Source organism: Carnobacteriaceae bacterium zg-C25 (assembly GCA_017945845.1).
In the GTDB taxonomy this organism is placed as follows: Bacteria; Bacillota; Bacilli; order Lactobacillales; family Aerococcaceae; genus WM01.
Map to the genome: position 1 here is coordinate 253,611 of CP072828.1, position 24,197 is coordinate 277,807.

At 37.6% G+C, this 24,197-nt stretch carries 15 protein-coding genes, 6 tRNA genes and 3 rRNA genes; 21 read left to right on the top strand and 3 right to left on the bottom strand.

Annotated features, from left to right (window positions below; genetic code table 11):
- The first annotated feature begins 83 nt into the window (after nt 1-83).
- From J7S27_01250 to J7S27_01340, 19 genes are all read left to right on the top strand, one after another.
- A tRNA-Ala gene (locus J7S27_01250) sits at nt 84-156 on the top strand.
- Nucleotides 157-313: 157 nt separating this feature from the next.
- Nucleotides 314-3,231: ribosomal RNA gene (locus J7S27_01255) — 23S ribosomal RNA — on the top strand.
- A gap of 83 nt (nt 3,232-3,314) precedes the next feature.
- A 5S ribosomal RNA gene (rrf, locus tag J7S27_01260) occupies nt 3,315-3,431 on the top strand.
- A 9-nt stretch (nt 3,432-3,440) separates the two neighbouring features.
- Nucleotides 3,441-3,513, top strand: a tRNA-Asn gene (locus tag J7S27_01265).
- Between the two features lie 33 nt (nt 3,514-3,546).
- Nucleotides 3,547-3,619, top strand: a tRNA-Thr gene (locus tag J7S27_01270).
- An 8-nt stretch (nt 3,620-3,627) separates the two neighbouring features.
- A tRNA-Gly gene (locus tag J7S27_01275) sits at nt 3,628-3,699 on the top strand.
- Nucleotides 3,700-3,717: 18 nt separating this feature from the next.
- Nucleotides 3,718-3,802: transfer RNA gene (locus J7S27_01280), tRNA-Leu, on the top strand.
- Between the two features lie 28 nt (nt 3,803-3,830).
- A 5S ribosomal RNA gene (gene rrf / locus J7S27_01285) occupies nt 3,831-3,947 on the top strand.
- A 12-nt stretch (nt 3,948-3,959) separates the two neighbouring features.
- A tRNA-Thr gene (locus tag J7S27_01290) sits at nt 3,960-4,032 on the top strand.
- Between the two features lie 450 nt (nt 4,033-4,482).
- Nucleotides 4,483-5,553, top strand: coding sequence for an ABC transporter ATP-binding protein (locus J7S27_01295; GenBank protein ID QTU83180.1), 1,071 nt, complete (start codon nt 4,483-4,485; stop codon nt 5,551-5,553).
- Nucleotides 5,553-6,428 carry a sugar ABC transporter permease gene (locus J7S27_01300; protein QTU83181.1) on the top strand — a complete coding sequence of 292 codons (876 nt, stop codon included), beginning with the start codon at nt 5,553-5,555 and terminating at the stop codon, nt 6,426-6,428. The genes J7S27_01295 and J7S27_01300 overlap by 1 nt, the downstream gene beginning before the upstream one ends.
- 1 nt (nt 6,429) lies before the next feature.
- On the top strand, nt 6,430-7,248 hold the full coding sequence (locus J7S27_01305; protein QTU83182.1) for a carbohydrate ABC transporter permease: 819 nt from the start codon (nt 6,430-6,432) through the stop codon (nt 7,246-7,248).
- The gene (locus J7S27_01310; protein ID QTU83183.1) at nt 7,232-8,539 is read left to right on the top strand and encodes an MBL fold metallo-hydrolase; all 1,308 of its coding nucleotides are present in this window, start codon (nt 7,232-7,234) and stop codon (nt 8,537-8,539) included. The genes J7S27_01305 and J7S27_01310 overlap by 17 nt, the downstream gene beginning before the upstream one ends.
- Before the next feature lie 8 nt (nt 8,540-8,547).
- Nucleotides 8,548-9,816 (top strand): extracellular solute-binding protein, encoded by a 1,269-nt coding sequence (locus tag J7S27_01315; protein ID QTU83184.1) that lies wholly within the window; start codon nt 8,548-8,550, stop codon nt 9,814-9,816.
- Nucleotides 9,817-9,912: 96 nt separating this feature from the next.
- On the top strand, nt 9,913-11,466 hold the full coding sequence (locus tag J7S27_01320) for a bifunctional metallophosphatase/5'-nucleotidase (GenBank protein ID QTU83185.1): 1,554 nt from the start codon (nt 9,913-9,915) through the stop codon (nt 11,464-11,466).
- A 270-nt stretch (nt 11,467-11,736) separates the two neighbouring features.
- Nucleotides 11,737-13,200: a glycoside hydrolase family 1 protein gene (locus J7S27_01325; protein ID QTU83186.1), complete on the top strand. Its 1,464-nt coding sequence runs from the start codon at nt 11,737-11,739 to the stop codon at nt 13,198-13,200.
- 348 nt (nt 13,201-13,548) lie between these two features.
- Entirely contained in the window at nt 13,549-14,841 is a 1,293-nt protein-coding gene (locus J7S27_01330) for a uracil permease (protein ID QTU83187.1), read from the top strand.
- Nucleotides 14,842-14,898: 57 nt separating this feature from the next.
- The gene (locus J7S27_01335) at nt 14,899-15,546 is read left to right on the top strand and encodes a YitT family protein (GenBank protein QTU83188.1); all 648 of its coding nucleotides are present in this window, start codon (nt 14,899-14,901) and stop codon (nt 15,544-15,546) included.
- Nucleotides 15,547-15,913: 367 nt separating this feature from the next.
- Nucleotides 15,914-17,317, top strand: a complete 1,404-nt coding sequence (locus tag J7S27_01340; protein QTU83189.1) for an IS1182 family transposase — start codon at nt 15,914-15,916, stop codon at nt 17,315-17,317.
- Between the two features lie 50 nt (nt 17,318-17,367).
- Here J7S27_01340 and mscL read toward each other — a convergent pair whose 3' ends face one another.
- The 3 genes from mscL to J7S27_01355 form a co-directional block, all read right to left on the bottom strand.
- Nucleotides 17,368-17,727: a large conductance mechanosensitive channel protein MscL gene (mscL, locus tag J7S27_01345; GenBank protein QTU83190.1), complete on the bottom strand. Its 360-nt coding sequence runs from the start codon at nt 17,725-17,727 to the stop codon at nt 17,368-17,370.
- Nucleotides 17,728-17,856: 129 nt separating this feature from the next.
- Nucleotides 17,857-20,751: an insulinase family protein gene (locus J7S27_01350; GenBank protein ID QTU83191.1), complete on the bottom strand. Its 2,895-nt coding sequence runs from the start codon at nt 20,749-20,751 to the stop codon at nt 17,857-17,859.
- A gap of 12 nt (nt 20,752-20,763) precedes the next feature.
- Nucleotides 20,764-21,399 carry a hypothetical protein gene (locus J7S27_01355; GenBank protein QTU83192.1) on the bottom strand — a complete coding sequence of 212 codons (636 nt, stop codon included), beginning with the start codon at nt 21,397-21,399 and terminating at the stop codon, nt 20,764-20,766.
- A gap of 134 nt (nt 21,400-21,533) precedes the next feature.
- Between J7S27_01355 and J7S27_01360 the strand changes: the two genes are divergently transcribed.
- The gene (locus J7S27_01360) at nt 21,534-23,579 is read left to right on the top strand and encodes a DNA topoisomerase 3 (protein ID QTU83193.1); all 2,046 of its coding nucleotides are present in this window, start codon (nt 21,534-21,536) and stop codon (nt 23,577-23,579) included.
- A 233-nt stretch (nt 23,580-23,812) separates the two neighbouring features.
- The gene (gene nrdI, locus J7S27_01365) at nt 23,813-24,184 is read left to right on the top strand and encodes a class Ib ribonucleoside-diphosphate reductase assembly flavoprotein NrdI (protein QTU83194.1); all 372 of its coding nucleotides are present in this window, start codon (nt 23,813-23,815) and stop codon (nt 24,182-24,184) included.
- Nucleotides 24,185-24,197 lie beyond the last annotated feature (13 nt).

Here is a 24,197-nt window from a genome sequence, read left to right on the forward strand (position 1 = left end):
AAGAAGGAATGCACAAAGGAGTTTTTACATTGTTTAGTTTTGAGAGGGTTATCTAAGTGAAAAGATAAACCACTCAAAGAGTTGGGGGATTAGCTCAGCTGGGAGAGCGCCTGCTTTGCACGCAGGAGGTCAGCGGTTCGATCCCGCTATTCTCCATGTACCTGAAAGGGTACAAACAGACCTTTGACAACTGAATACAATTAAGTAAAACAAACCAAAAATTTTACCGAGAAACAGAAATGTTTGAAAAAAGAGTTTTTTAATGAAAAACGAATCGCGTTTAAACTCATATTGATCATAGATTAGTATGGTAGGTTAAGTAAATAAGGGCGCACGGTGAATGCCTTGGCACTAAGAGCCGAAGAAGGACGGGACGAACACCGATATGCTTTGGGGAGCAGTAAGTACGCAATGATCCAGAGATTTCCGAATGGGGGAACCCACTACATGTAATGGTGTAGTATCCATGTGTGAATCAATAGCACATGAGAAGGTAGACGCAGGGAACTGAAACATCTCATTACCTGCAGGAAGAGAAAGAAAAATCGATTTCCTGAGTAGCGGCGAGCGAAACGGAAAGAGCCCAAACCAACGAGCATGCTTGTTGGGGTTGTAGGACTGCAACATGGGAGTTGAAAGGATAGAAGAACAACTTGGGAAAGTTGGCCAAAGAGAGTGAAAGCCTCGTAATCAAAATCTTGACAACCTCTAGCAGGATCCTGAGTACGGCGGGACACGAGAAATCCCGTCGGAATCCGCCAGGACCATCTGGCAAGGCTAAATACTCCTTAGTGACCGATAGTGAACAAGTACCGTGAGGGAAAGGTGAAAAGCACCCCGGGAGGGGAGTGAAAGAGAACCTGAAACCGTGTGCTTACAAGTAGTTAGAGCACGTTAATGTGTGATAGCGTACCTTTTGTAGAATGGACCGGCGAGTTACGATTGCGTGCGAGGTTAAGTTGAAGAGACGGAGCCGAAGCGAAAGCGAGTCTGAATAGGGCGAAATAGAGTACGTAGTCGTAGACCCGAAACCAAGTGACCTACCCATGAGCAGGTTGAAGGTGTGGTAAGACACACTGGAGGACCGAACCAGGGCACGTTGAAAAGTGCTTGGATGACTTGTGGGTAGCGGAGAAATTCCAATCGAACTTGGAGATAGCTGGTTCTCTCCGAAATAGCTTTAGGGCTAGCCTCGTTGTAAGAATATTGGAGGTAGAGCACTGTTTGGACTAGGGGCCCCTCTCGGGTTACCGAATTCAGATAAACTCCGAATGCCAAATATTTATAAACGGGAGTCAGACTGCGAGTGATAAGATCCGTAGTCGAAAGGGAAACAGCCCAGACCACCAGCTAAGGTCCCAAAGTATCAGTTAAGTGGAAAAGGATGTGGGGTTGCTTAAACAACTAGGATGTTGGCTTAGAAGCAGCCATCATTTAAAGAGTGCGTAATAGCTCACTAGTCGAGTGACCCTGCGCCGAAAATGTACCGGGGCTAAACTGAACACCGAAGCTGTGGATTTGCGTGAAGAGCGCAAGTGGTAGGAGAGCGTTCTAAGGGCGACGAAGCTACACCGTAAGGAGTGGTGGAGCGCTTAGAAGTGAGAATGCCGGTATGAGTAGCGAAAGACGGGTGAGAATCCCGTCCACCGAATAACTAAGGTTTCCTGGGGAAGGCTCGTCCTCCCAGGGTTAGTCGGGACCTAAGGCGAGGCCGATAGGCGTAGTCGATGGATAACAGGTTGATATTCCTGTACTTGTTCGAATCGTTTGAGCGATGGAGGGACACAGGAGGTTGAAAGAGGCAACTGCTGGAATAGTTGTACTAAATCACGAGTCTGATGAAGAGTCAAATGCTTTTCATCGATAAGGATGAGTGATGATGGGGTCGTGAAATATGAAGTAACGGCTATCTTATCAATCACACTGTCAAGAAAAGCTTCTAGCAAGAGACGAACAACCCGTACCGCAAACCGACACAGGTAGTTGAGGAGAGAATCCTAAGGTGAGCGAGCGAACTCTCGTTAAGGAACTCGGCAAAATGACCCCGTAACTTCGGGAGAAGGGGTGCTGACTTCAGGTCAGCCGCAGTGAATAGGCCCAAGCGACTGTTTATCAAAAACACAGGTCTCTGCAAAATCGAAAGATGACGTATAGGGGCTGACGCCTGCCCGGTGCTGGAAGGTTAAGAGGAGAGGTTAGCGCAAGCGAAGCTTTGAATTGAAGCCCCAGTAAACGGCGGCCGTAACTATAACGGTCCTAAGGTAGCGAAATTCCTTGTCGGGTAAGTTCCGACCCGCACGAAAGGCGTAACGATTTGGGCACTGTCTCAACGAGAGGCTCGGTGAAATTATAGTACCTGTGAAGATGCAGGTTACCCGCGACAGGACGGAAAGACCCCATGGAGCTTTACTGCAGTTTGATATTGAGTGTTTGTGTAACATGTACAGGATAGGTAGGAGCCTAGGAGAGCGGGACGCCAGTTTCGCAGGAGGCGCTGGTGGGATACTACCCTTGTTACATGGCCACTCTAACCCGCACCGGTTAACCCGGTGGGAGACAGTGTCAGACGGGCAGTTTGACTGGGGCGGTCGCCTCCTAAAATGTAACGGAGGCGCCCAAAGGTTCCCTCAGAATGGTTGGAAATCATTCGAAGAGTGTAAAGGCAGAAGGGAGCTTGACTGCGAGACCAACAAGTCGAGCAGGGACGAAAGTCGGGCTTAGTGATCCGGTGGTACCGTATGGAAGGGCCATCGCTCAACGGATAAAAGCTACCCTGGGGATAACAGGCTTATCTCCCCCAAGAGTTCACATCGACGGGGAGGTTTGGCACCTCGATGTCGGCTCATCGCATCCTGGGGCTGAAGTCGGTCCCAAGGGTTGGGCTGTTCGCCCATTAAAGCGGTACGCGAGCTGGGTTCAGAACGTCGTGAGACAGTTCGGTCCCTATCCGTCGCGGGCGTAGGAAATTTGAGAGGAGCTGTCCTTAGTACGAGAGGACCGGGATGGACACACCGCTGGTGTACCAGTTGTTCTGCCAAGAGCATCGCTGGGTAGCTATGTGTGGACGGGATAAACGCTGAAAGCATCTAAGCGTGAAGCCCCCCTCAAGATGAGATTTCCCATCTGTAAGAAGAGTAAGACCCCTGAGAGACGATCAGGTAGATAGGCTAGGAGTGGAAGTGTAGTGATATATGGAGCGGACTAGTACTAATCGGTCGAGGACTTATCCAAGAAACGTGAGAAAGTGAGTAGGTTTGGTTAATAATTGTATTCAGTGGTGAGAGGTTTGAAAGAACTTTTCGAAAAAGAATAAGTGTGGTAATGATGGAAAGAAGGACACACCTGTACCCATGTCGAACACAGCAGTTAAGCTTCTTATCGCCGATGGTAGTTGGAGGGAAACTTCCCGCAAGAGTAGGACGTTGCCACGCTTATAATAATCCGCTTTAGCTCAGTCGGTAGAGCGCATGACTGTTAATCATGATGTCGTAGGTTCAAGTCCTACAAGCGGAGTTCAAAACGCCTAGGCGTTTTTTTTTAGACTAAGCCGGCTTAGCTCAGTTGGTAGAGCATCTGATTTGTAATCAGAGGGTCGAGGGTTCAAGTCCTTTAGCCGGCATAGAGAATGCGAAAGTAGTTCAGTGGTAGAACACCACCTTGCCAAGGTGGGGGTCGCGGGTTCGAACCCCGTCTTTCGCTTGTGTGAAGAGCACAGATGCCGGGGTGGCGGAACTGGCAGACGCACAGGACTTAAAATCCTGCGGTGGTTAACACCGTACCGGTTCGATTCCGGTCCTCGGCATATCAGTTAAATCTGGTAATTGAATAAATGTGGTAATGATGGAAAGAAGGACACACCTGTACCCATGTCGAACACAGCAGTTAAGCTTCTTATCGCCGATGGTAGTTGGAGGGAAACCTCCTGCAAGAGTAGGACGTTGCCACGTTTTTTTATTTTTGCTGCTTTAGCTCAGTCGGTAGAGCGTCACCTTGGTAAGGTGGAGGTCACGGGTTCAATCCCCGTAAGTAGCTTTATTGATTTTGGCGCAATTAGTAAAATTAATATTTAATTTATTAAATAGATGTATTAATTAAATAGAGTAGATGCTTAATATCATTAAGGGTGAGCTTTGTGTCAACAACTCTAAAATTTATACAATTAGTCATTATAAAAGGCGTATCGATTAAGGCTATTGATACGTCTTTTTTTGTATGTGTACATGAATGTACCGATTGATTTTTGATGCAAAAAATAAAAATCGAAAAATTGATGACTGTAATTGAACGTCATTTAAAATAGACGTTAAGCGTTATCAAACGCTTTTGTATAAGGTTGTCAATATGAGCGTGAGTAGGTTATAATGAATAGTGGACACTGATTAAATTTAAGAAAATATTTAATTTTAAAAAAATAAAAAGGTGTTTTAAATTAAAAAATTTGGTAAAATATAATTATCTTATTTTATACGTTGGAGGCAAAAGATGATTGAAGTTATCGGCTTAAACAAAGTCTTTGATAACGGTTTTGAAGCATTAAAATCCGTTGATTTTACAATTGAGCAAGGAGATTTGGTTTGTTTATTAGGCCCTAGTGGTTGTGGTAAATCAACTATTTTAAATATGATTGCAGGATTATTGCAACCTACAGGTGGCGATATTAAATTTAATGGTAATTCAGTTGTTAAAACAGAGCCAAAAGATCGTAATATTGGTTTTGTATTTCAAAATTACGCGTTATATCCACATATGACGGTTTTAGAAAACGTTATGTTCCCATTGACAGTTGGTGCAAACAAAATGGCTAAAGAGCAAGCAAAACAAGTTGCTGAAGAGTATATGAAATTGACTAATATTGAAGAATTAGCCAATAAAAAGCCATCAACTTTATCTGGTGGTCAACAACAACGTGTTGCCATTACGCGTGCACTTGTTCAAAAACCCGAAGTGTTATTGTTAGATGAGCCTTTAAGTAACTTAGATGCGCGTTTACGTTTGAAAATTCGTGAAGAAATTCGTCGCTTGGTTAAAGAAGTTGGTATTACAACAATTTTCGTAACACATGACCAAGAAGAAGCGTTATCGATTTCTGATAAAATCATTTTAATGAACGAGGGGGTTATTCAACAAAATGATGATCCTCAAAACTTATATTTAGAGCCAGCGAATTTATTTGTTGCTAAATTTATTGGTAACCCAATCATTAATACATTTAACGTTCAAGTAGCAAATGGCAAAGTTGTTCATGAAGCCTTTTCATTTGAAACGGATAAACTATTTACCGATCGCTTTAAACGTCCTTTAACGGATGGACAGTACACAATTGCTATTCGTCCAGAAGACGTTGTACCATCTGAAGTCGGTTTAATTAGTTCTCCGGTTACGGGTGTTGAGTTAATTGGTCGCGAACGTATTTTACATTTTACAGCGGGTAGTACACCGATGAAGTCTATCGTAAGTGTAGAACGTCAAATTGTCGAAGAAGATACGATAACATTTGATTTTAGTTATCACAAAGTGTTTATATTTGATGAAAATGGAGAGCGTGTATACTAATGAAAACTTATAACCCAGATAATCAAAAGCGCGCATGGTTATTTTTACTACCCGCGTTACTCATTATTGTTATGTTTAACATTTATCCACTAATTCGTGCGTTTTTAATGAGTTTTCAAGGTGGAACGATTTTACGACCACGTTTTGTAGGTGTTGAAAACTACACGCAAGTAGTTAGTGATCCTGTTTTTCATAAAGCAATTGGCAATACAGCAATGTATGCGTTTATCGTTGTTCCGGTTGCACTTATTATTTCAATAGCGATTGCATGGGCAATTTTTGAAAAAGTAAAAATGAAATCATTTTTTGAAACAATCTTTTTCATGCCGTATGTAACGAGTACAATTGCGATTGGTATCGTATTTAGATATTTCTTTAACGGAAATTATGGATTAGTAAATTACGTATTGAGTATTTTTAATATTCCCGGTATCAATTGGCTTGATGATGTCAATATGAGTATGCCAACATTAATTATTTTTGGTATATGGACAAGTTTAGCCTTCAACATTATCATTTTATTAGCTGGATTTAGAAATATTGATAAAGAACATTTTACAATTGCGAAAATGTTTGGAGCAAGTGAGCGTGAAATTTTTTGGCGCATTACTTTCCCACAATTACTGCCAACAATTGGTTTCTTATTAACGGTAAACTTAATTGGAGCGTTTAAAATCTATACACAAGTGTATGCATTATTTGGTGGACAAGCTGGTTTGGCAAACAGTGCAACAACTGCAGTTTACTACATTTACGACAAATTCCACGTACTTGGAAGACCAGGGTTAGCTATGGCAGCAACAGTGGTATTGTTTATCATTATTTTATGTTCAACATTCTTACAAAATCGATTGTTGAAGAAAATGGAGGGATAAAATGAAAAAATTATCGACAATTTTTGCGTATATCTTTATTGGGATATTTGCATTTATCACAGTCTTTCCATTTGTTTATATGATTTTAGCAGGGTTAATGACATACGGTGAAACAACAAATATTCCGCCAACATTATTCCCTAAAGAGTTACAATGGGGTAACTTTTCACAAGTATTTGAGCGTGCACCATTTGTACAATATTTCTTAAATACAGTATTTGTATCAAGTGTGACAACCATTTTCACAGTAGTCACTTCTTTACTGGCTGCATTTGCATTAACGAGTTTGAAATTTAAGTTCAAAGGTGTTGTTTCATTAATTCTTGTGTCGTTGTTAATGGTTCCTTATGAATCGATTATTTTTACAAATTATCAAACAATCGCACAATTAGGGTTAATCAACTCATATACGGCATTAATTATTCCGTTTTTAACCTCAATTTTTTACATTTACTATTTAAATGGATATTTAAAAGGTATTTCAAATGCATATTATAATGCTGCAAAAATTGATGGTGCGAGCGACTTGGATTATATTCGTCGCATTTTAGTTCCGATGACAAAACCGGCATTAATTACAGTTGGGATTTTAACGTTCATTTCAAGTTGGAATTCATTCTTATGGCCGTTATTGGTAACAAATGATAAAACGTTCCGTTTATTAAACAATGGATTATCTGCTTTTGCCACAGAAAGTGGAAGCGATGTACACTTGCAAATGGCAGCTGCTACATTAACTGTTATTCCAATTTTAATTATCTATCTAATTTTCAGAAAAGAAATTATTAAAGGAGTGGCAAAAAATGGACTTAAAGGGTAACACAACAGTCACATTTCATGCAGGAATTTTAACCATTGGTGGAACGGTCATCGAAGTGGCGTATGGGAATTCACATATTTTCTTTGATTTTGGTACAGAATATCGTCCGCATTTGAAATTAAATGATGAATTGGTGCCCACTTTAGTTGAACATCAATTAATACCGCATTTGGACAACGTGTACGATAAGCGATTCAATTATGCTAATCGACCTGATGCCAAAACATTTGAAAATACTGCCGTCTTTTTATCGCATGTCCATTTAGATCATTCGCGTATGGTGAATTACTTAGATCCGTCTATTCCGCTATATGCGTTAAAAGAAACAAAAATGATTTTAAATAGTTTGAATAGACACGGTAAATTTATTTTACCGAGTCCATTTGAACAAAATCCATTTACACGCGATATTATTGGACTTGATGACAATCAAGTTGTTCGTGTAGGGGATATTGAAGTTACGGTTATGCCAGTAGATCACGATGCTTATGGTGCGTGTGCGTTACTCATTCGTACACCAGATGGGTTAATCACGTATACCGGTGATTTACGTTTACATGGCTATGAAGCCGATAAATCAATCGCCATGGCACAAGCTGCAAAACATTCGGACATGTTGATTATGGAAGGTGTTAGCATCTCTTGGCCAGAAAGATTGACTGATCCAAAGGAAAAAGATATTCAAACTGAAGAGGCTGTAATTGATTGTTTCGTAGAACAAATTAATCAGTATCCAAATCGTCAAATTACGTTTAATGGGTATCCAGCCAATGTATTGCGATTTAAAAAAATAGTTGAACGCTCACCGCGTCAAGTGGTGTTGGAAGCGAATATGGCTGCCTTAGTAAAAGAAATTTTCCAAATGGATGTGCCATATTACTATGCTTATACACAAGAACCTAAAAATGAGATGCTTAATCCAACATTAGAAATTAGTCATGATACATTGCTTCATGATACAAGTGCTTATGTATGGCAAGCCGTTAATCAGTTCGATAAATTACAAGAAGGTAGTTTATATTTACACTCCAACGCACAGCCATTAGGAGATTTTGATCCTGGTTGGCAACCGTTTTTAGATTTACTAGAAAGTAAAAACATTGAGTTCGTGCGTGTCTCTTGTTCTGGTCATGCTTGGCCAGAAGATCTCAATCGTATCATTGATATGATTGAACCTAAATTATTGGTTCCAATCCATACGTTACATCCAGAAAATCTGCATAATCCGTATGGTGAAAGAATATTGCCGTCTCGTGGCGAAATTATTGTATTAGCAAACAAAGGAGAATAGGAAGAACGATGAAAAAGTTTAAATCAGGTGTTAAAGCGGCGGCGTTAAGTGTTGCTGCAGTAGCGTTGGCTGCTTGTGGTTCACAAAGCACAAGTTCAAACACAACTACACAAATTGCAACAGAAGTGAAAGAAGCAACAACAATTACGTTTTGGCATGCAATGCAAGGGCCACATGAAAAAGCTTTAACAAAATTAACTGAAGATTTTATGAAAGCAAATCCTAATGTAAAAGTGGAATTGCAAAATCAATCAAGTTATAAAGATTTACAAGCAAAATTAAATGCAACATTTACATCAAAACAAAACCTACCAACAATCTCACAAGCGTATCCAAGTTGGTTGTTTGATGCAGCACAATCAGATTTATTAGTGGATTTAGATCCATATATTAAAAATGATAAAATTGGCTTAAAAGAAAATGCACCATTAGCATCATTGATGAAAGGTGCACAAATTCAAGACAAACAATATGGTATCCCATTCAATAAATCAACAGAAGTTTTATTCTACAACAAAGATTTATTCGAAAAATATGGTGTTAAAGTACCAACAACAATGGATGAATTTAAAGAAGTAGCAAAAACTATTTTTGAAAAATCAAACGGTGAAGTTGTCGGTGCAGGTTTTGACTCATTGAACAACTATTATGCGATTGCTATGAAAAATGAAGGTGTTGATTTCAATTCATCATTAGATTTTTCAAGTGAAAAATCACAAAAAGTTGTGAATTTCTATGCTGAAGGTGTTAAAGAAGGATACTTCCGTATTGCCGGATCAGATAAATTCTTATCAGGTCCATTCGCTAACCAAAAATTAGCAATGTACATCGGAAGTAGCGCGGGTGAATCACACGTTGCTAAACCAGCAAGCGAAAAAGGATTTACTTACGGTGTTGCTGCACGTCCAGCAAAAATCAATTTACAACAAGGTACAGATGTTTACATGTTTAGTAGTGCAAGCGAAGCACAACGTACAGCTGCTTACTTATACATGAAATTCTTAGCTTCTGCTGATTCTCAATTATATTGGGCACAACAAACAGGTTATATGCCTATTGTAGAAAGTGTCTTGAAATCAGATGCTTACAAAAATAGCACAACAAAAGTACCAGCTATTTTAGATGAAACAACTAAAGAATTATTCAGCATTCCAGCTGTACAAAATTCAGATGCTGCTTACACTGAAGTTCGTACAATTATGGAACAAATTTTAGCGACAGGTACAGCAGACTTTGCTGCTTTAAAAGCACAATTATCACAAGTATGGTCTAAATAATACAATACACACGAGATTGGCAATGTTAGGCGTATGCTTAACGTTGGAAAGCAGGGTTAATTACCCTGCTTTTTTAATCAAGAAAAGGATAGAATTATGGAAATTAAACTTTTGGCAACAAGCGATATGCATGGCTACATTTTGCCGACAAACTATGGCGAACGCAACATGAATTTACCTTTTGGGACGGCAAAAGTAGCCTCTACTATAAAACACATCAAAAAAGAAGCGAATGGACCTGTTGTGACAATTGACAATGGTGATTTTATTCAAGGGTCTCCGTTAAGTTATTTTGTAAACAAATCGGAAAAATATCGCGTCAATGATTTAACACAAGTCATCAATGCAATTGGATATGACTTAGGTGTGTTGGGAAATCATGAATTTAACTATGGCATGGACTATTTAAAACAAGCCGTTTCAAGTTATCAGCATAACATTTTGTGTGCGAATATTTTAAAAGAAGATGGGACACCAATTTTTGATAAAGCCTATGAAATTAAAGCATTTGGTGATGTGAAAGTCGCATTTTTAGGTGTAACGACACAATATATTCCAAATTGGGAACAGCCAGCAACCATTAAAGGATTAACGTTTAAAGGTGTTGTTGAGACGGTTAAAGAATATATGCCGTTGTTGAAAAAAGAAGCGGATGTCGTTGTTGTCGTGTATCACGGTGGATTTGAGCGTGATTTACAAACAGGCGAACCAACGGAATTGATTACGGGAGAAAATGAAGGATATGCATTAGTACATGAAGTTGAAGGCATTGATGCGTTAATTACGGGACATCAACATCGTGTCATTGCGCAAGAGTTAAATGGTGTGCCAGTTGTTCAACCGGGGCAACGCGGTGAATATGTTGGTGAGATCTCACTTCAAGTAGAAAAAGTAAATGGTAAATACATCGTTACGTCATCAAGTGCGAAACTGCATCCAACAGGAGAGTTTTCAACAGATGACGAGATAATGCAACTTGTTCATGAATTACAGGTAGATGTAGAAGAGTGGCTAGATCAACCAGCAGGGAAAGTTGTTGGAGATATGACCATTACAAATCCGCATGAAGCGCGCTTAAAAGAGCACCCTTATATTGAGTTTATTCAACGTGTTCAAATGGATGCTACAGGTGCGGATATTTCAGGGACAGCGCTATTTAATAATGAAGGTCGTGGGTTTAATCCAATTATTACGATGCGTGATATTATTACGAATTACATTTATCCAAACACGCTAGCCGTTGTTCGCATGAGTGGACAAGATTTAAAAGATGCCATTGAGCAAACGGCGCAATATTTTATTGTAGAAGACGGTGAAATTAAGTTTAATCCAGTCTATATGTTGCCAAAACCACAATATTACAATTATGATATGTTTGAAGGTGTAGAGTATACCATTAATTTCTCTAAGCCTCTAGGTAGTCGAGTTGTGGAGTTGTGTTATAAAGGCGAACCGTTAAATATGGACGCCACGATTGATGTGGTAACAAACCAATATCGTGCAGTTGGTGGTGGAAATTACACCATGTATGGTCCTGAAAAAATTGTAAAAGAAGTACAAATTGATATGACGGAACTCATTGCAGATTATTTAAAAAAATACCCAACTATTGAAGCAACAGTAAATCACAATTATAAAGTCACTTTATAGACCTTTGTTTAAGCACCATAGCAATGCGGTGCTATGGCAAATAGCGGTGATATGTAATGACCGATAGTGCTTTAACATTAATTAAGCAACTATTTGTTTAGATACTCTGTACAATCGAATACAAAAACCGTTGGACGATTGTCCAGCGGTTTTTGTATATCAGCCATTATAAAACAGAGAATAGTATCATTTTTTAGGTTTGTCGTATAAGAATTCGTTGAACTCATTACGGTAAAATAAAGGTATCATTAAATAGACAGGGAGAATAACATGGTAAAAATAAGTTTTCCAAAAGAATTTTTATGGGGTGGTGCGACTGCTGCTAACCAAGTGGAAGGGGCTTGGAACGTAGATGGTAAAGGGTTATCTGTTGCAGATGTGGCAACATACAAGCCAAATGTAGATGTTAAAGATTACGCAAAACACGTTGCGTTTACAACAGAAGGTGTTAAAGAAGCTGCCGCTGATTTAAGTGATAAATGGTATCCAAAACGTCGTGGTATTGATTTCTATCATCAATATGAAACGGATTTACAACTATTTGCTGAAATGGGATTTAAAGCATTGCGCGTATCAATTGCGTGGTCACGTTTATATCCAACAGGTGAAGAATTGACGCCTAACCCTAAAGGTGTCGCATTTTATAAAAAATTATTTGCTAAAATGCATGAATTACATATTGAACCAGTTGTGACATTGTCACACTACGAAATGCCCTTACATTTAAGTTTAAAATATAATGGATGGGTGGCTCGTGAAGTGGTTGATCATTTTGTGCGTTTTTGCCAAACGTGCTTTACTGAATTTAATACGGTGAAATATTGGTTAACGTTTAATGAAGTGGACAGTATTATTCGTCATCCGTTTACAACTGCAGGTATTATTTTAGATGCGATTCCAGAAGGTAAAGAAATGGAACACTTATACCAAGGGTTACACCATCAATTTGTGGCGTCATCATTAGCAACGAAAGCGTTGCGTGAAACTATTCCATTTGCGTTAATGGGCTGTATGCTAACAAAATTAACAACGTATCCACGTACATGTGCACCGCTAGATGTAGAATTGTCATTAAAGAAAAATTTAGACAATTATTTCTATGCAGATGTACAAGTTTTTGGAGAGTATCCACGTTTAGTGTTAAAACGTTTTGAAAATGAAGGTATTCACATTACGATGGAAGATGGCGATTTAGACATCATTAAAAAATACACCGTTGATTATGTGACGTTTAGTTACTATATGTCAATGACGGAATCAGCTGATCCAAATGCAGAGCGTACACCAGGAAATACGATTTTAGGCGTTAAAAATCCTTATTTACCAGCAACTGAGTGGGGTTGGCAAATTGATCCAAAAGGATTGAAAATTTCATTGATTGAGTTATATGACCGCTATCGTTTACCGTTAATGGTTGTTGAAAATGGTATGGGCGCTAAAGATGTTGTGGAATCTGACGGTTCAATTCATGACCAATATCGTATTGATTACTTTAAAGCACACTTTAAAGAAATGGGTGAGGCGGTTAATGAAGGTGTGGATTTATTAGGGTATTTAAGTTGGGGTAGTATCGACTTAGTTAGTATGTCTACATCACAAATGTCAAAACGTTATGGATTCATTTATGTTGATCAAGATGATGAAGGTAACGGTACGTTAAAACGTTTACGCAAAGATTCATTCTACTGGTATAAAGAAGTTATTGCCACAAATGGCGAAATTTTGAATGACTAATTTAAGAGCGACTCTACAAGTTGTAGAACATTAACAATCCAGCAACTTTTTCGTTTTGAAAAGGTTGCTGGATTTTCATTTTGTAAATGATGCATTGAGCATAGTCGCGCAATAAACGCATGTTTTTTAATTTTTTAAAATCCTTGCATTTTAAAAGTGCTTCTGATACAATACACAACAGTATAAGTCTTTAATGCAATCCAGAGAGGTTGTAAAGAAACGATTTTCATATAGAATGGGTAGGGTGTTTTTCTGCCTACACATAAACTAATCTAAATACGTATCCTAAAGGCAAATACAATATTTGCCTATTTTTTTGTATAAAAATAGGTGTTTTAGGAGGAAAATATGGAAAAACAATTGTTATTCGATGTCCACGAGAAACCCAATGCAAAATTAGGTTTACTATTAAGTGTGCAACACATTTTTGCGATGTTTGGTGCAACGATTTTAGTACCGATTTTGTTAAACATGTCGGTTTCTGTTGCTTTGTTTTGTAGCGGATTAGGCACGCTTGTGTATATTGTCGCGACTAAAGCAAAGGTACCTGTTTATTTAGGTTCATCATTTGCTTATATTTCAGCAATGGGATTGGCAATTCAACAACGTGGTGGCGATATTTCCGCAGCACAAAGTGGTGTCATTTTAGTCGGTTTAGTTTATGTGGTGATTGCCGGTTTAATTAAAGTTTTAGGTACAGGCTGGATTGATAAATTATTACCACCTATTGTCATTGGACCAATGATTATGGTGATTGGGTTAGGGTTGGCTAGTTCAGCAGTATCGAATGCCGGTTTTACAAAAGATGGGGATATGCGTCAAATTATGGTTGCGGTAGTCACGTTTTTAGTAACGGCATATGTTAATACAACAGCAAAAGGATTTTTCAAAATTATTCCATTTTTAGTCGGTATTGTAGCTGGATATATTGTAGCGATTGTTGTGGGTATTGTTGATTTTGCTCCAGTATTGCAAGCCAATTGGGTACAGTTACCAGATTTCTCCTTACCGTTTTCAACAGGAGGGGTATTCCAAACTTATGAATTTGGGATTACACCACAAGCATTAGCGATTGTACCGATTGCAATTGTGACAATTTCCGAACATATTGGAGATCATACGGTATTAAGTCAAATTTGTGGTCGTGAATTTTTGAAAAATCCGGGATTAACGCGTACCTTATTAGGAGATGGAATTGCGACGAGTTTATCAGCCTTTTTAGGTGGTCCAGCGAATACGACGTATGGTGAAAATACGGGTGTGATTGGTATGACACGTATTGCAAGTGTCTCTGTAATACGCAATGCAGCATTTATTGCAATGGGGTTAGCGTTATTCGGTAAATTTACGGCGCTCATTTCAACGATTCCAACAGCAGTAGTTGGTGGGATGTCGATTTTGTTATATGGTGTCATTGCAAGTAACGGTTTAAAAGTAATGATTGAAAAGAAAGTTGATTTTTCTCTAGCTAAAAATTTAATTATCGCAAGTGCCATGTTAGTTTTAGGATTAGGTGGTGCCATGTTACAATTATCACCTGAATTGACATTGTCTGGAACTGCACTTAGTGCCTTAACGGGAATTACATTAAACTTAATTTTACCGACTCGAAAAGGTGAAGAGGGAAAAGAAGTATTGTAACATTTCGCTTGTTCCTTTAAATGTTTTTGAGTATACTAGTGACATTTGGAGGTAATCATGAAAAAAATTTATATGAATACAATGTGGTCTTTTCTTGCCATCGTTATCGCATCAATCGGTGTTAGTTTGACGATTAAAGCCAATGTTGGAACTGGGAGCATCAATGCACTGAGTGGGTCAATTTCAACGGTTACGAGTATAAAAATTGGTACAATACTCATGCTGGTTAATGCATTATGTATCCTTGTACAATGGGTTATTCAAAAGAAAGAATTTCATTTCCGTCAATGGTTACAAGTGATTACGGCCATGTTGCTAGGTGAAGTGGTCAATATTATGGTGTATCAACTATTGAATAATTGGGTACTCGATGTTTATTGGTTACGTGTGGTGGTACTAATCATCGGTGTGTGTATATCCTGTTTTGCTATTGGGATGCTCGTAAGATTGAATTTAGTAGTGTTTCCAATTGAAGCATGCGCCATGGTGATTGCACAGTATTCCGGTTGGACGTTTAAAAAAGTGCGTCAAGGAATTGATGTAGTAGCTATTTTACTATCATTGGCTATTACATTTATCGCAGATGTACCGTTAACCGTTCGTGAAGGGACACTGTTAAATCTTCTCATTTTTTCACACATTGCACATTACTTTATTGAACGTATTGAACATAGAAAATGGTTTGAAACGATTCGAATAAAATAAAACGAACAATTTAATGAATAAAAAACTGTCGACACTTTAAATGATCAACAGTTGAAGGCAACGCTTAAACAGTGTTGCCTTTTTGTATGGATAAATGGGTGCCTATTGTTTATGTCATAAGTGATTTGCCATAAAACAAAAAAACTTACTAGCAAATCATGCTAGTAAGTCCAGACTGTTGACAAATAAACTGTCAACAGTCTTTTTTCGTACCAGACGTTAAGTTGTACGGCTTACCGCGATGTACACGATACATCGCGCGTTCCCTACTACGTGCGAGAACGAAGCCATTCGTACAACAACGTCTGATACGATAATAACACTTAAAAGTGGTATAATAGAGATAAGAAAAAGGAGGGAACAATTTATGTTTTATAAAGAAAATCATCCAAATGACGAAATCATATTAAACACATTATCCGAATTAGTACCAAAAGATCATTTACTACGTAAAATTGATAAATCAATTGATTTCAATTTTATTTATGATATTACTTCTCCTTACTATAGTCATACCAACGGTCGTAATAGTTTAGATCCAGTTGTTTTATTTAAATTAGTCTTTTTAAAAGATATTTACGGTATTAAATCAATGCGAGAAACCATTAAACGTGTCGAAACTGATGTGGCGTTTAGATGGTTTTTAAACCTTCCTTTCTCTAAACCAACTCCTCATTATTCCACTTTTTCTCAAAATTATATTCGCCGTTTTCAAGGTACTTCTGTGTTTGAAGATATATTTAACACTATTGTACACCAAGCTATCTCACATCATTTAATTAGTGGGACAGCATTATTTACAGATTCCACACATATTAAAGCAAATGCCAATAAAAATAAATTTAAAAACGCTATTATTGAAACCGTTCAAGAACGTAAACGAGATTTAGAAAACGAAATTAACGCTGAACGAGAAGCTATTGGAAAAAAGCCTTTTAATTACACTGATAAAATCATCTCTAAATCCATTAAAGAAAGTACGACTGATCCAGAAAGTGGATATTACCATAGAGATAATAAAGAAAAGGGATTTATGTACTTAGACCATCGTAGTGTAGATGGTAAACATAATTTTATTGTGGATTGCTTTATTACACCAGGCAACGTGCATGATAGTGTACCGTATGTGTCGCGATTAACACATATAATCGAAACATTTAATTTTAATGTGAATTGTGTCGCGTTAGATAGCGGATATTATAAAAAAGACATTTTAAAATTTTTAGAAGAGAAAAAGATATTTTCTGTGATTGGGTATCGACGTTTTCATCGCAATCCTGACCATAAATTTTTTCGATATAATTCATCTATAGATTGTTTTACGGATACACGTACGGGAGAAATTTATACCTACAGAAATATTGATAGACAAGGATATAAACAGTATCGTATAAGCGATAATAGTAATAAACGGATACTACGTCGAGCGATAGATGCTGATGTATACGATAGATGTCGTGAACGTCGATTATCTACGTTTGGGAAAGCATTATATAAACGACGGAAAGAAACGATTGAGCGTAGTTTTGCAGACTCTAAGCAAAATCATGGGTATCGATTTGCGCAATATAGAGGAGTAACCAAGATGCAACAGTATACTTGGTTATCTTGTGCTGCCCAAAACATGAAAAAAATGGCAATTCTACTCACTGGAGATAGCCATTTTTTGAGATATTATTCTTCATTTCGTATTTTAAAATTCAAAATTCAACATATTTTTCATTTTTTAAAAAATATGTTGGATTTTTTATTGGTATTGTCAACAGTCTGAACTTACTAGCAAATCATGCTAGTAAGTCATATCATTCATCATAAATTGAATTATTTTGATTTCAATAAATCACGAATTTCTGCTAATAACTCTTCTTGAGTTGGGCCAGCAGGAGCTGCTTCTTCAACCGCTTTTTTAGGCATTACTTTTTCAGCAGCTTTCATAACGAAGAACAATACTGTACCAACGATAGCGAAGTTAATTACAGCATTGATGAAGCTACCAATTTTTAAAGTACCTAACATTACAGCAGAAAAGTCTGGTTGTCCGAATAATAAAGCGATAAGTGGAGAAATGATATCTTTAACAAAAGATGTTACAATTGCGCCAAATGCCCCACCGATAATTACAGCGACCCCTAATTCTAAAATATTACCACGTAATAAAAAGGCTTTTAATTCTTTTAACATGTGTATATACCTCCTAAAAAATTATAATTTAAACAATTACGTTTTATATCATACTGATATTTTCTAAAAAAATCAATAAAAAAGTGATATTTCTATGCATTTTCATGAAAGCACCACTTGTTTTCATAATTATTTTATCAAGGTAGTAATGCGGTCAAATAAATTGTGATTGGCATCAATCACTTGTTTATTACCAATGACACAGTAGGTTGGTTTAGACATTGCAGTAGAAACGTACTGCGCAAGTTGACGTAAATCGTCTAAACGGGTGTGCAATATGTTCGAACGTTCGTTTTGAAGTGTTTCAAAATCGGTGCCTAAGAAGTACCGCATAAATGCCACTTCACCTTTTTCTTTTGGAGAGAGCGGTTGGTCTAATTCGCTAAATGTACCGATAATGGCTTTGACAAGTTCACGTTCATCAATGTCAAGGTGTTGTACAAAGTCACTTGCTTTACCGTAATGTGCCAATGTTTCGGCAATGTTTGGGTCACGATAAGAGCAAAAAATAAAATCACCGTCACGTGTTTGAACGTTAAATGCACCGTACGCACCACCTTGTACACGAATGGTATTCCATAAGTAAGTATAGGACAAAATGGTTTTTAAAACGCGTAACTGACTATTATAAACGAGATGATCTAGCGTATAGTTGTAGCCTTGGGCAACGTATTGAACATCTTGTGCCAACACAAATGCTTCTTTAGTGCTTATTTTTGTATAGTGAAATGGCTGTGGCATCAATAATTCACTAGGTAACGTGTGAATAAAGGATTTTAATGTTTCCCACTGTGATTGGGTATCGTCCATTTTTCCGATAAAACCAACGGTTAAATGATTTTGATTAAATAACGTTGTTTGAATCACTTTTAAAGCGGCGATAATGTCCGGATATACAGTGTCAAAGTTTTCTAATAAGTCACTTACAAAATAATAGAAATCAATACCACTTAACACTTCTTCATATTGTGCTGCAGTTGAGTAGTAGGAACGCAGACGATGTGTGGCAACAACGTGACTTTCGTAAATGAATTTTGATTCGTGTCGAGATTTTATTTTGAGCAACTGTTCTTTCATTTTTGCACGATCATCAAATTGTGTTTTTAATAGCAATTCACTCAATAGCGTATTCACCCATGGCAATTGGTCGTCGAGCACTTTTACTTTTACGACAAATTTTGGGGCGAAATCGTGTTCTCGTGTACTTTTAACGAATACATTAGTTGAGGTGTGAATGCCACCTGTGTGTAAATCTTCTAACGCAGCGAGTTCTTCTAGTTGGTAGCGTTCTGTTGGGAAGGCACCAACTAACTTAGCGTATAAACTAACGTACGGCAAATGTTTAGTGTCAATAACACGCGTATCAAAATAGAATGTGACGTAGTCGATACCACTTGTAAAGGTGTCATGATGTAAATAGGTTGTTTTGTGGTGTGTGTTCACCTGCAAGAAAATATCGTCGGCTTTTTCATTTAAATCGCTTAATGTTAAAGTTGGTATGGTTGCTAAATTTTCTGGTGTATCTGGATTGTTTTGGCGCTCTAGCAATAGTTGGGTTTGTTCAACAAGTGTGTTGATTTCTTCTATCGTTAATGTCGCTTTATAACGTTGCAGAGTGTCGTGTACGTCATTAAATAATCTATCGTTTAGTCCAGCTTCTGGTACACCAGCCAAGAAAATAGCGTGAGTATTGTTTAAAAACCCTTTTTCAATACAGTCAATGAGTAGTTCGGGATGTTTTTCTAAATGCGTTAAAGCATCTTCAATGAAAAAAGGGTCGAATAAATTACCGTTAAATAACCATTGACTAGCAGCGGACATGCCATAGACGACGCCTTTTGGGAAACTGCCATTCATTGAAGCTTCCTTCAACGCAAATTTATTTTTATTAATGGCTGCTTGGAATTGCACAGGATCAATGCCATTTGCAACAACACCACGTAACGTATCAAAAACGAGATTGATAAACGTTTCTTTGTGTTCTAATTCAGAATTGCTTAATGTGATATCAAAAGTTGACTGACGCATAGAGTTGTTAAATCCGCCATCAACATCGCTTGCAATGCCCGATTCAATCAATGCTTTCCATAACGGGGAAGCGTTATTGCCGAGTAAAATATCGTTTAAAACAGAATAATTAACGTAATCTTGGCTGTTTGTCGATTCACCAATGACAAATTCTAAAGATAGAAAAGTTTTGTAATCTGTCGATTCATCTTGTGAAATCGAATAAGAAATGGTAACATCGTGTCGTTTCTCAAATTTTGGTTGCAATGCAATTTCATTGTCAAATGGGCGATACTCAAATTGATTGAAATAAACATCTAACCGTTCCAGTTGTTCTGTAATGTTTAAATCGCCATAAAAGAACGTAAATGCATTGGTTGGGTGATAATATTTCTCGTGAAAAGCAACAAATTCTTCTTGCGTGAGTGTTGGAATATCCAATGGATGACCACCCGATTCGTTGGCGTAAATTGTGTCGGGGAAAAGTGCTTTTTTAGAAGCTTGATAAATCACCGTATTTGGATTGGAATACGCCCCTTTCATTTCGTTGTATACAACGCCTTTATAAATTAAATCGTCTTCGGCGTTTTCTAAATGATAATGCCAACCTTCTTGTGCCAAAATATAAGGGTTATCGACTAAATTTGGGAAAAAGACAGCATCTAAATAAACGTCCATTAAATTGTTGAAATCTTTTTGGTTTTTAGATGCGACAGGGTATGTGGTATGTTCTGCCGACGTGAATGCGTTTAAAAACGTGTTTAAAGACCCTTTAGCCAGTTCAACGAACGGCTCTTTTGTTGGGAACTTTTTAGATCCGCATAAAACGCTATGTTCTAAAATGTGTGCGATACCGTTGTTGTTTTGTGGTGGCGTAGCAAACGCTATTGAAAACACTTTGTTATCATCGTCGTTAGCGACATACATTACAGTAGCTTTTGTTTTATCGTGTGTATAAACGTATCCCATACTATTGATATTTGGTAATGATTTTGTAGCGATTAATGTAAAACTCATAAAAACTCCTATCTATAAATTGAGTGCTTTGATTGCCCAGTGCGGTGAAACAATGTGAATGTTCCCTTTAGGTAAATCGAGTGTGTGAACGCGTTCGTTGACGACATCGACTAACTCTTGACGATAGGGCGTTGTTTCTTGGTTATCTGTCGAAACAAATGTAAAAGAGGGTGTGCCGTTATCGTCAAAAAAGAACGTGTGTACGATTTCTTTTTCGGGGTATTGTTCTTTGAATAAGGTGTGCGTCAATAATTTAACACATTCCATTTCAGTATCGCGCAAGCCGTAATCAAGAACGTTTAATTTTTCGTAAAATTCGGTTAAATAGTGTGTTTCGCGTAATGTGTAGTCGCTAATATCATCTGGTAAACCATCAAATAATGAAGTAGAGAGTTGTTCGTGTGGAATGGACTCTTCCGGATTAAACAAAACAATAAATTTTTTATCTTCATCGATATAGGCACACGGATACATTACTGGTAGACGTTCGTTTGTTTTGGGATGTTGTACATGGAAAATATCGCCGTTAAATAATTTCTCGAGTAAATGTGTATCTTTTGTTTTGGATAGGACGTGGTAGCACGTAAAATCAATGGTCGATTTTTCGTCTATTTGTAAGGGGACAATTGCTTGTTTTTTAAATCTCATGAAAACCTCCTAATGTCATGGTGTTATTTTACCATATTGTACGATGACATGAATCAAAAAAGGATTGGCTATTAAATAAAATTGGAGTTTGTTATAATGAGTAAGACGTTGAAGAAAGAGAGTAAAAGTGAATTGTGAAAAAAATAGTATTGGCAGAAAAACCAAGTGTTGCTAAAGATTTGGCTAAAGTTTTACACGCAAACCAAGTGCATAAACATTATTTTGAAGGGAACGCCTTTATTGTAACGTGGGCGTATGGACACTTGTTGACGTTACAAATGCCCGAAGATTTAGCAACGGATTGGAAAGAATGGAAATTAGAAACATTGCCCATGTTACCAAAACGCATTGGAACAAAGCCACTCCCTAAAACGACTGGACAATTACACGCCATTAAAAAGTTAGTGCATCGTTCAGATGTATCGCATGTTGTCATTGCTACAGATGCAGGACGTGAAGGGGAGTTGGTTGCCCGCTGGATTTTACAATATTGTAAAAATGATAAACCGATTGAGCGTTTATGGATTTCATCTCAAACGCAAAAAGCGATTGAACAAGGCTTTAAGTCATTAAAACCTGGAAGTCAGTATAATCGATTATTCGATAGTGCGTTGGCACGTTCAAAGGCAGATTGGCTAATTGGGTTAAACGTTACACGTGCATTAACCGTTAAATATCAAGATAATTTATCTGCCGGTCGTGTACAAACACCAACGTTAGCCTTAGTGCGACAACAAGAAGAAAAAATTGAAAAATTTATACCAAAAACGTATTTTACGGTAACGCTAAATTATGACGGATTAACGGCAAAATTACCGCAACAATTTCATACGAAAGAAGAAGCGCAACAATTAATCGATACGTTATCTCATGGAAAAGTAACACAAGTTTCGGATACAATTAAACGACAAAGTGCACCGTTGTTGTATGACTTAACTAAATTGCAGACAGACGCAAACCATCGATACGGATTTTCGGCTAAAAAAACGTTAGCCATTGTGCAACGGTTATATGAAGTGTATAAAGTAACGTCTTATCCACGTACCGATTCACAATATTTAACAAGCGATTTAAAAGGCACGTTACTTGAACGGTTGCATGCCATTGTAAAAGTAGATGAACGGGTTAAAGGCATTATTAAAAATGGTGGAAAGATTTTACAAAAACAGGTGTTTAACGATCATAAAGTTGGAGACCATCATGCGTTGATTCCAACAGAAATAGCGCCTAACTACGCTAAAATGGATAGTGATGACATTAAAATTTATCACATGATTGTAGAACGTTTTGTAGAACAGTTTTTACCAGACGTGCAAACAAATAAGCATAGCGCAATCGTATCGTTTAATGAAATTGAAATGACATTGTCCACAGAAACAACACTTGAAAAGGGCTGGAAATTAGCTGGCGTAGCCACCGAAAAAGCAGTGGTGTTTCGGGTTGGTCAATCGATTCCTAAAAACTTTTCAATTCAGCAGCAGTTAACAACACCTCCCCACGCCTTAACGGAAGGGGCCTTATTGGCGCTGATGGATAAATTCCATTTAGGAACGCCTGCTACGCGTGCGGAAATTATTGAACGACTTGTATCTGGAGAGTTGTTACAGCGAGACAAGTTGCTGAAAGTCACGCCGAAAGGAAAACAATTGTTGACGTTAGTTAATCCCGAGTTGAAATCACCTGAATTAACGGAAAAATGGGAAGTGCAGTTGGAAGAAATTGCGCAAGGGAAACGAGCGTTAAATGCGTTTGTTACGGAAATTGAAGAACAGACGAAAGTGTTAGTTCGCGATATTAAACAGAGTGAGGCTGTCTATAAAGATTTTAATTTGACGGGTAAAAAATGTCCGGAGTGTGCGTCTTTGTTACGTGAAAAACAAACAAAGCAAGGGGCATTTTATGTGTGCACTAGTGAAACGTGTTCGTATCGTCGTCGAAAAGATTTAAAAGTGACGAATAAACGTTGTAGTGTGTGCCATAAAAAGATGGTACAGATTGATGGTAAAAATGGTGCGTATTTCAAATGTCAAACGTGTCAAATTAGTGAAAAAATAGAAAACAAGTCAACAAAACAGAAAAAAGTGACGAAGCATGAAGCGAAGCGATTGATGCAAAAAATCAATAATGATCATATTGAAGTGGAAAATCCATTTGCAGCAGCTTTGAAAAACTTAAAATAATCGTTTGAAGCGTATCTAAAAAACGAAAAAAATAGGTGGATTTCTTTATAAATAGTGATGGATTCACCTATTATTTTCGTGTTTTTATTGGAAAATCCAGTAGTTACGGGCTTTCGTTGATAACACAATATATTGTGTGGTGCAAAAAAGATAATCCATATATTGTGCTTTTAGGCTTGTAAATTTATTTTGGTTTGGTATAATAAACACCATGAGTGTTAAAGGAGAAGTCTATGAAAGTGGTCTATATGTCTGTGACAGGACAAACACGTAAATTTGTTAATAAATTAGATATGGATACGTTAGAAATTACATTGGATAACGCATTTACACAAATTTATGAGCCGTACGTAGTTGTTGTGCCAACGTATGAAATTGAAGCAACAAGTATTATGAATGATTTCATTGAAACCGGAAATAACCAAGCGTATTTGCGCGGTGTTGCTGGTGGTGGGAATCGTAATTTTAATACATTATTTTGTTTTACGGCACGTGACCTATCGAAAAAGTATAATGTTCCCGTTATTCATGAATTTGAATTTCAAGGGTCTCCTAACGATGTGAAAAAATTTAAGGAAGAGGTAGAAAAGCTTGGAAAATCCTAAAGTTGTCTCAAAG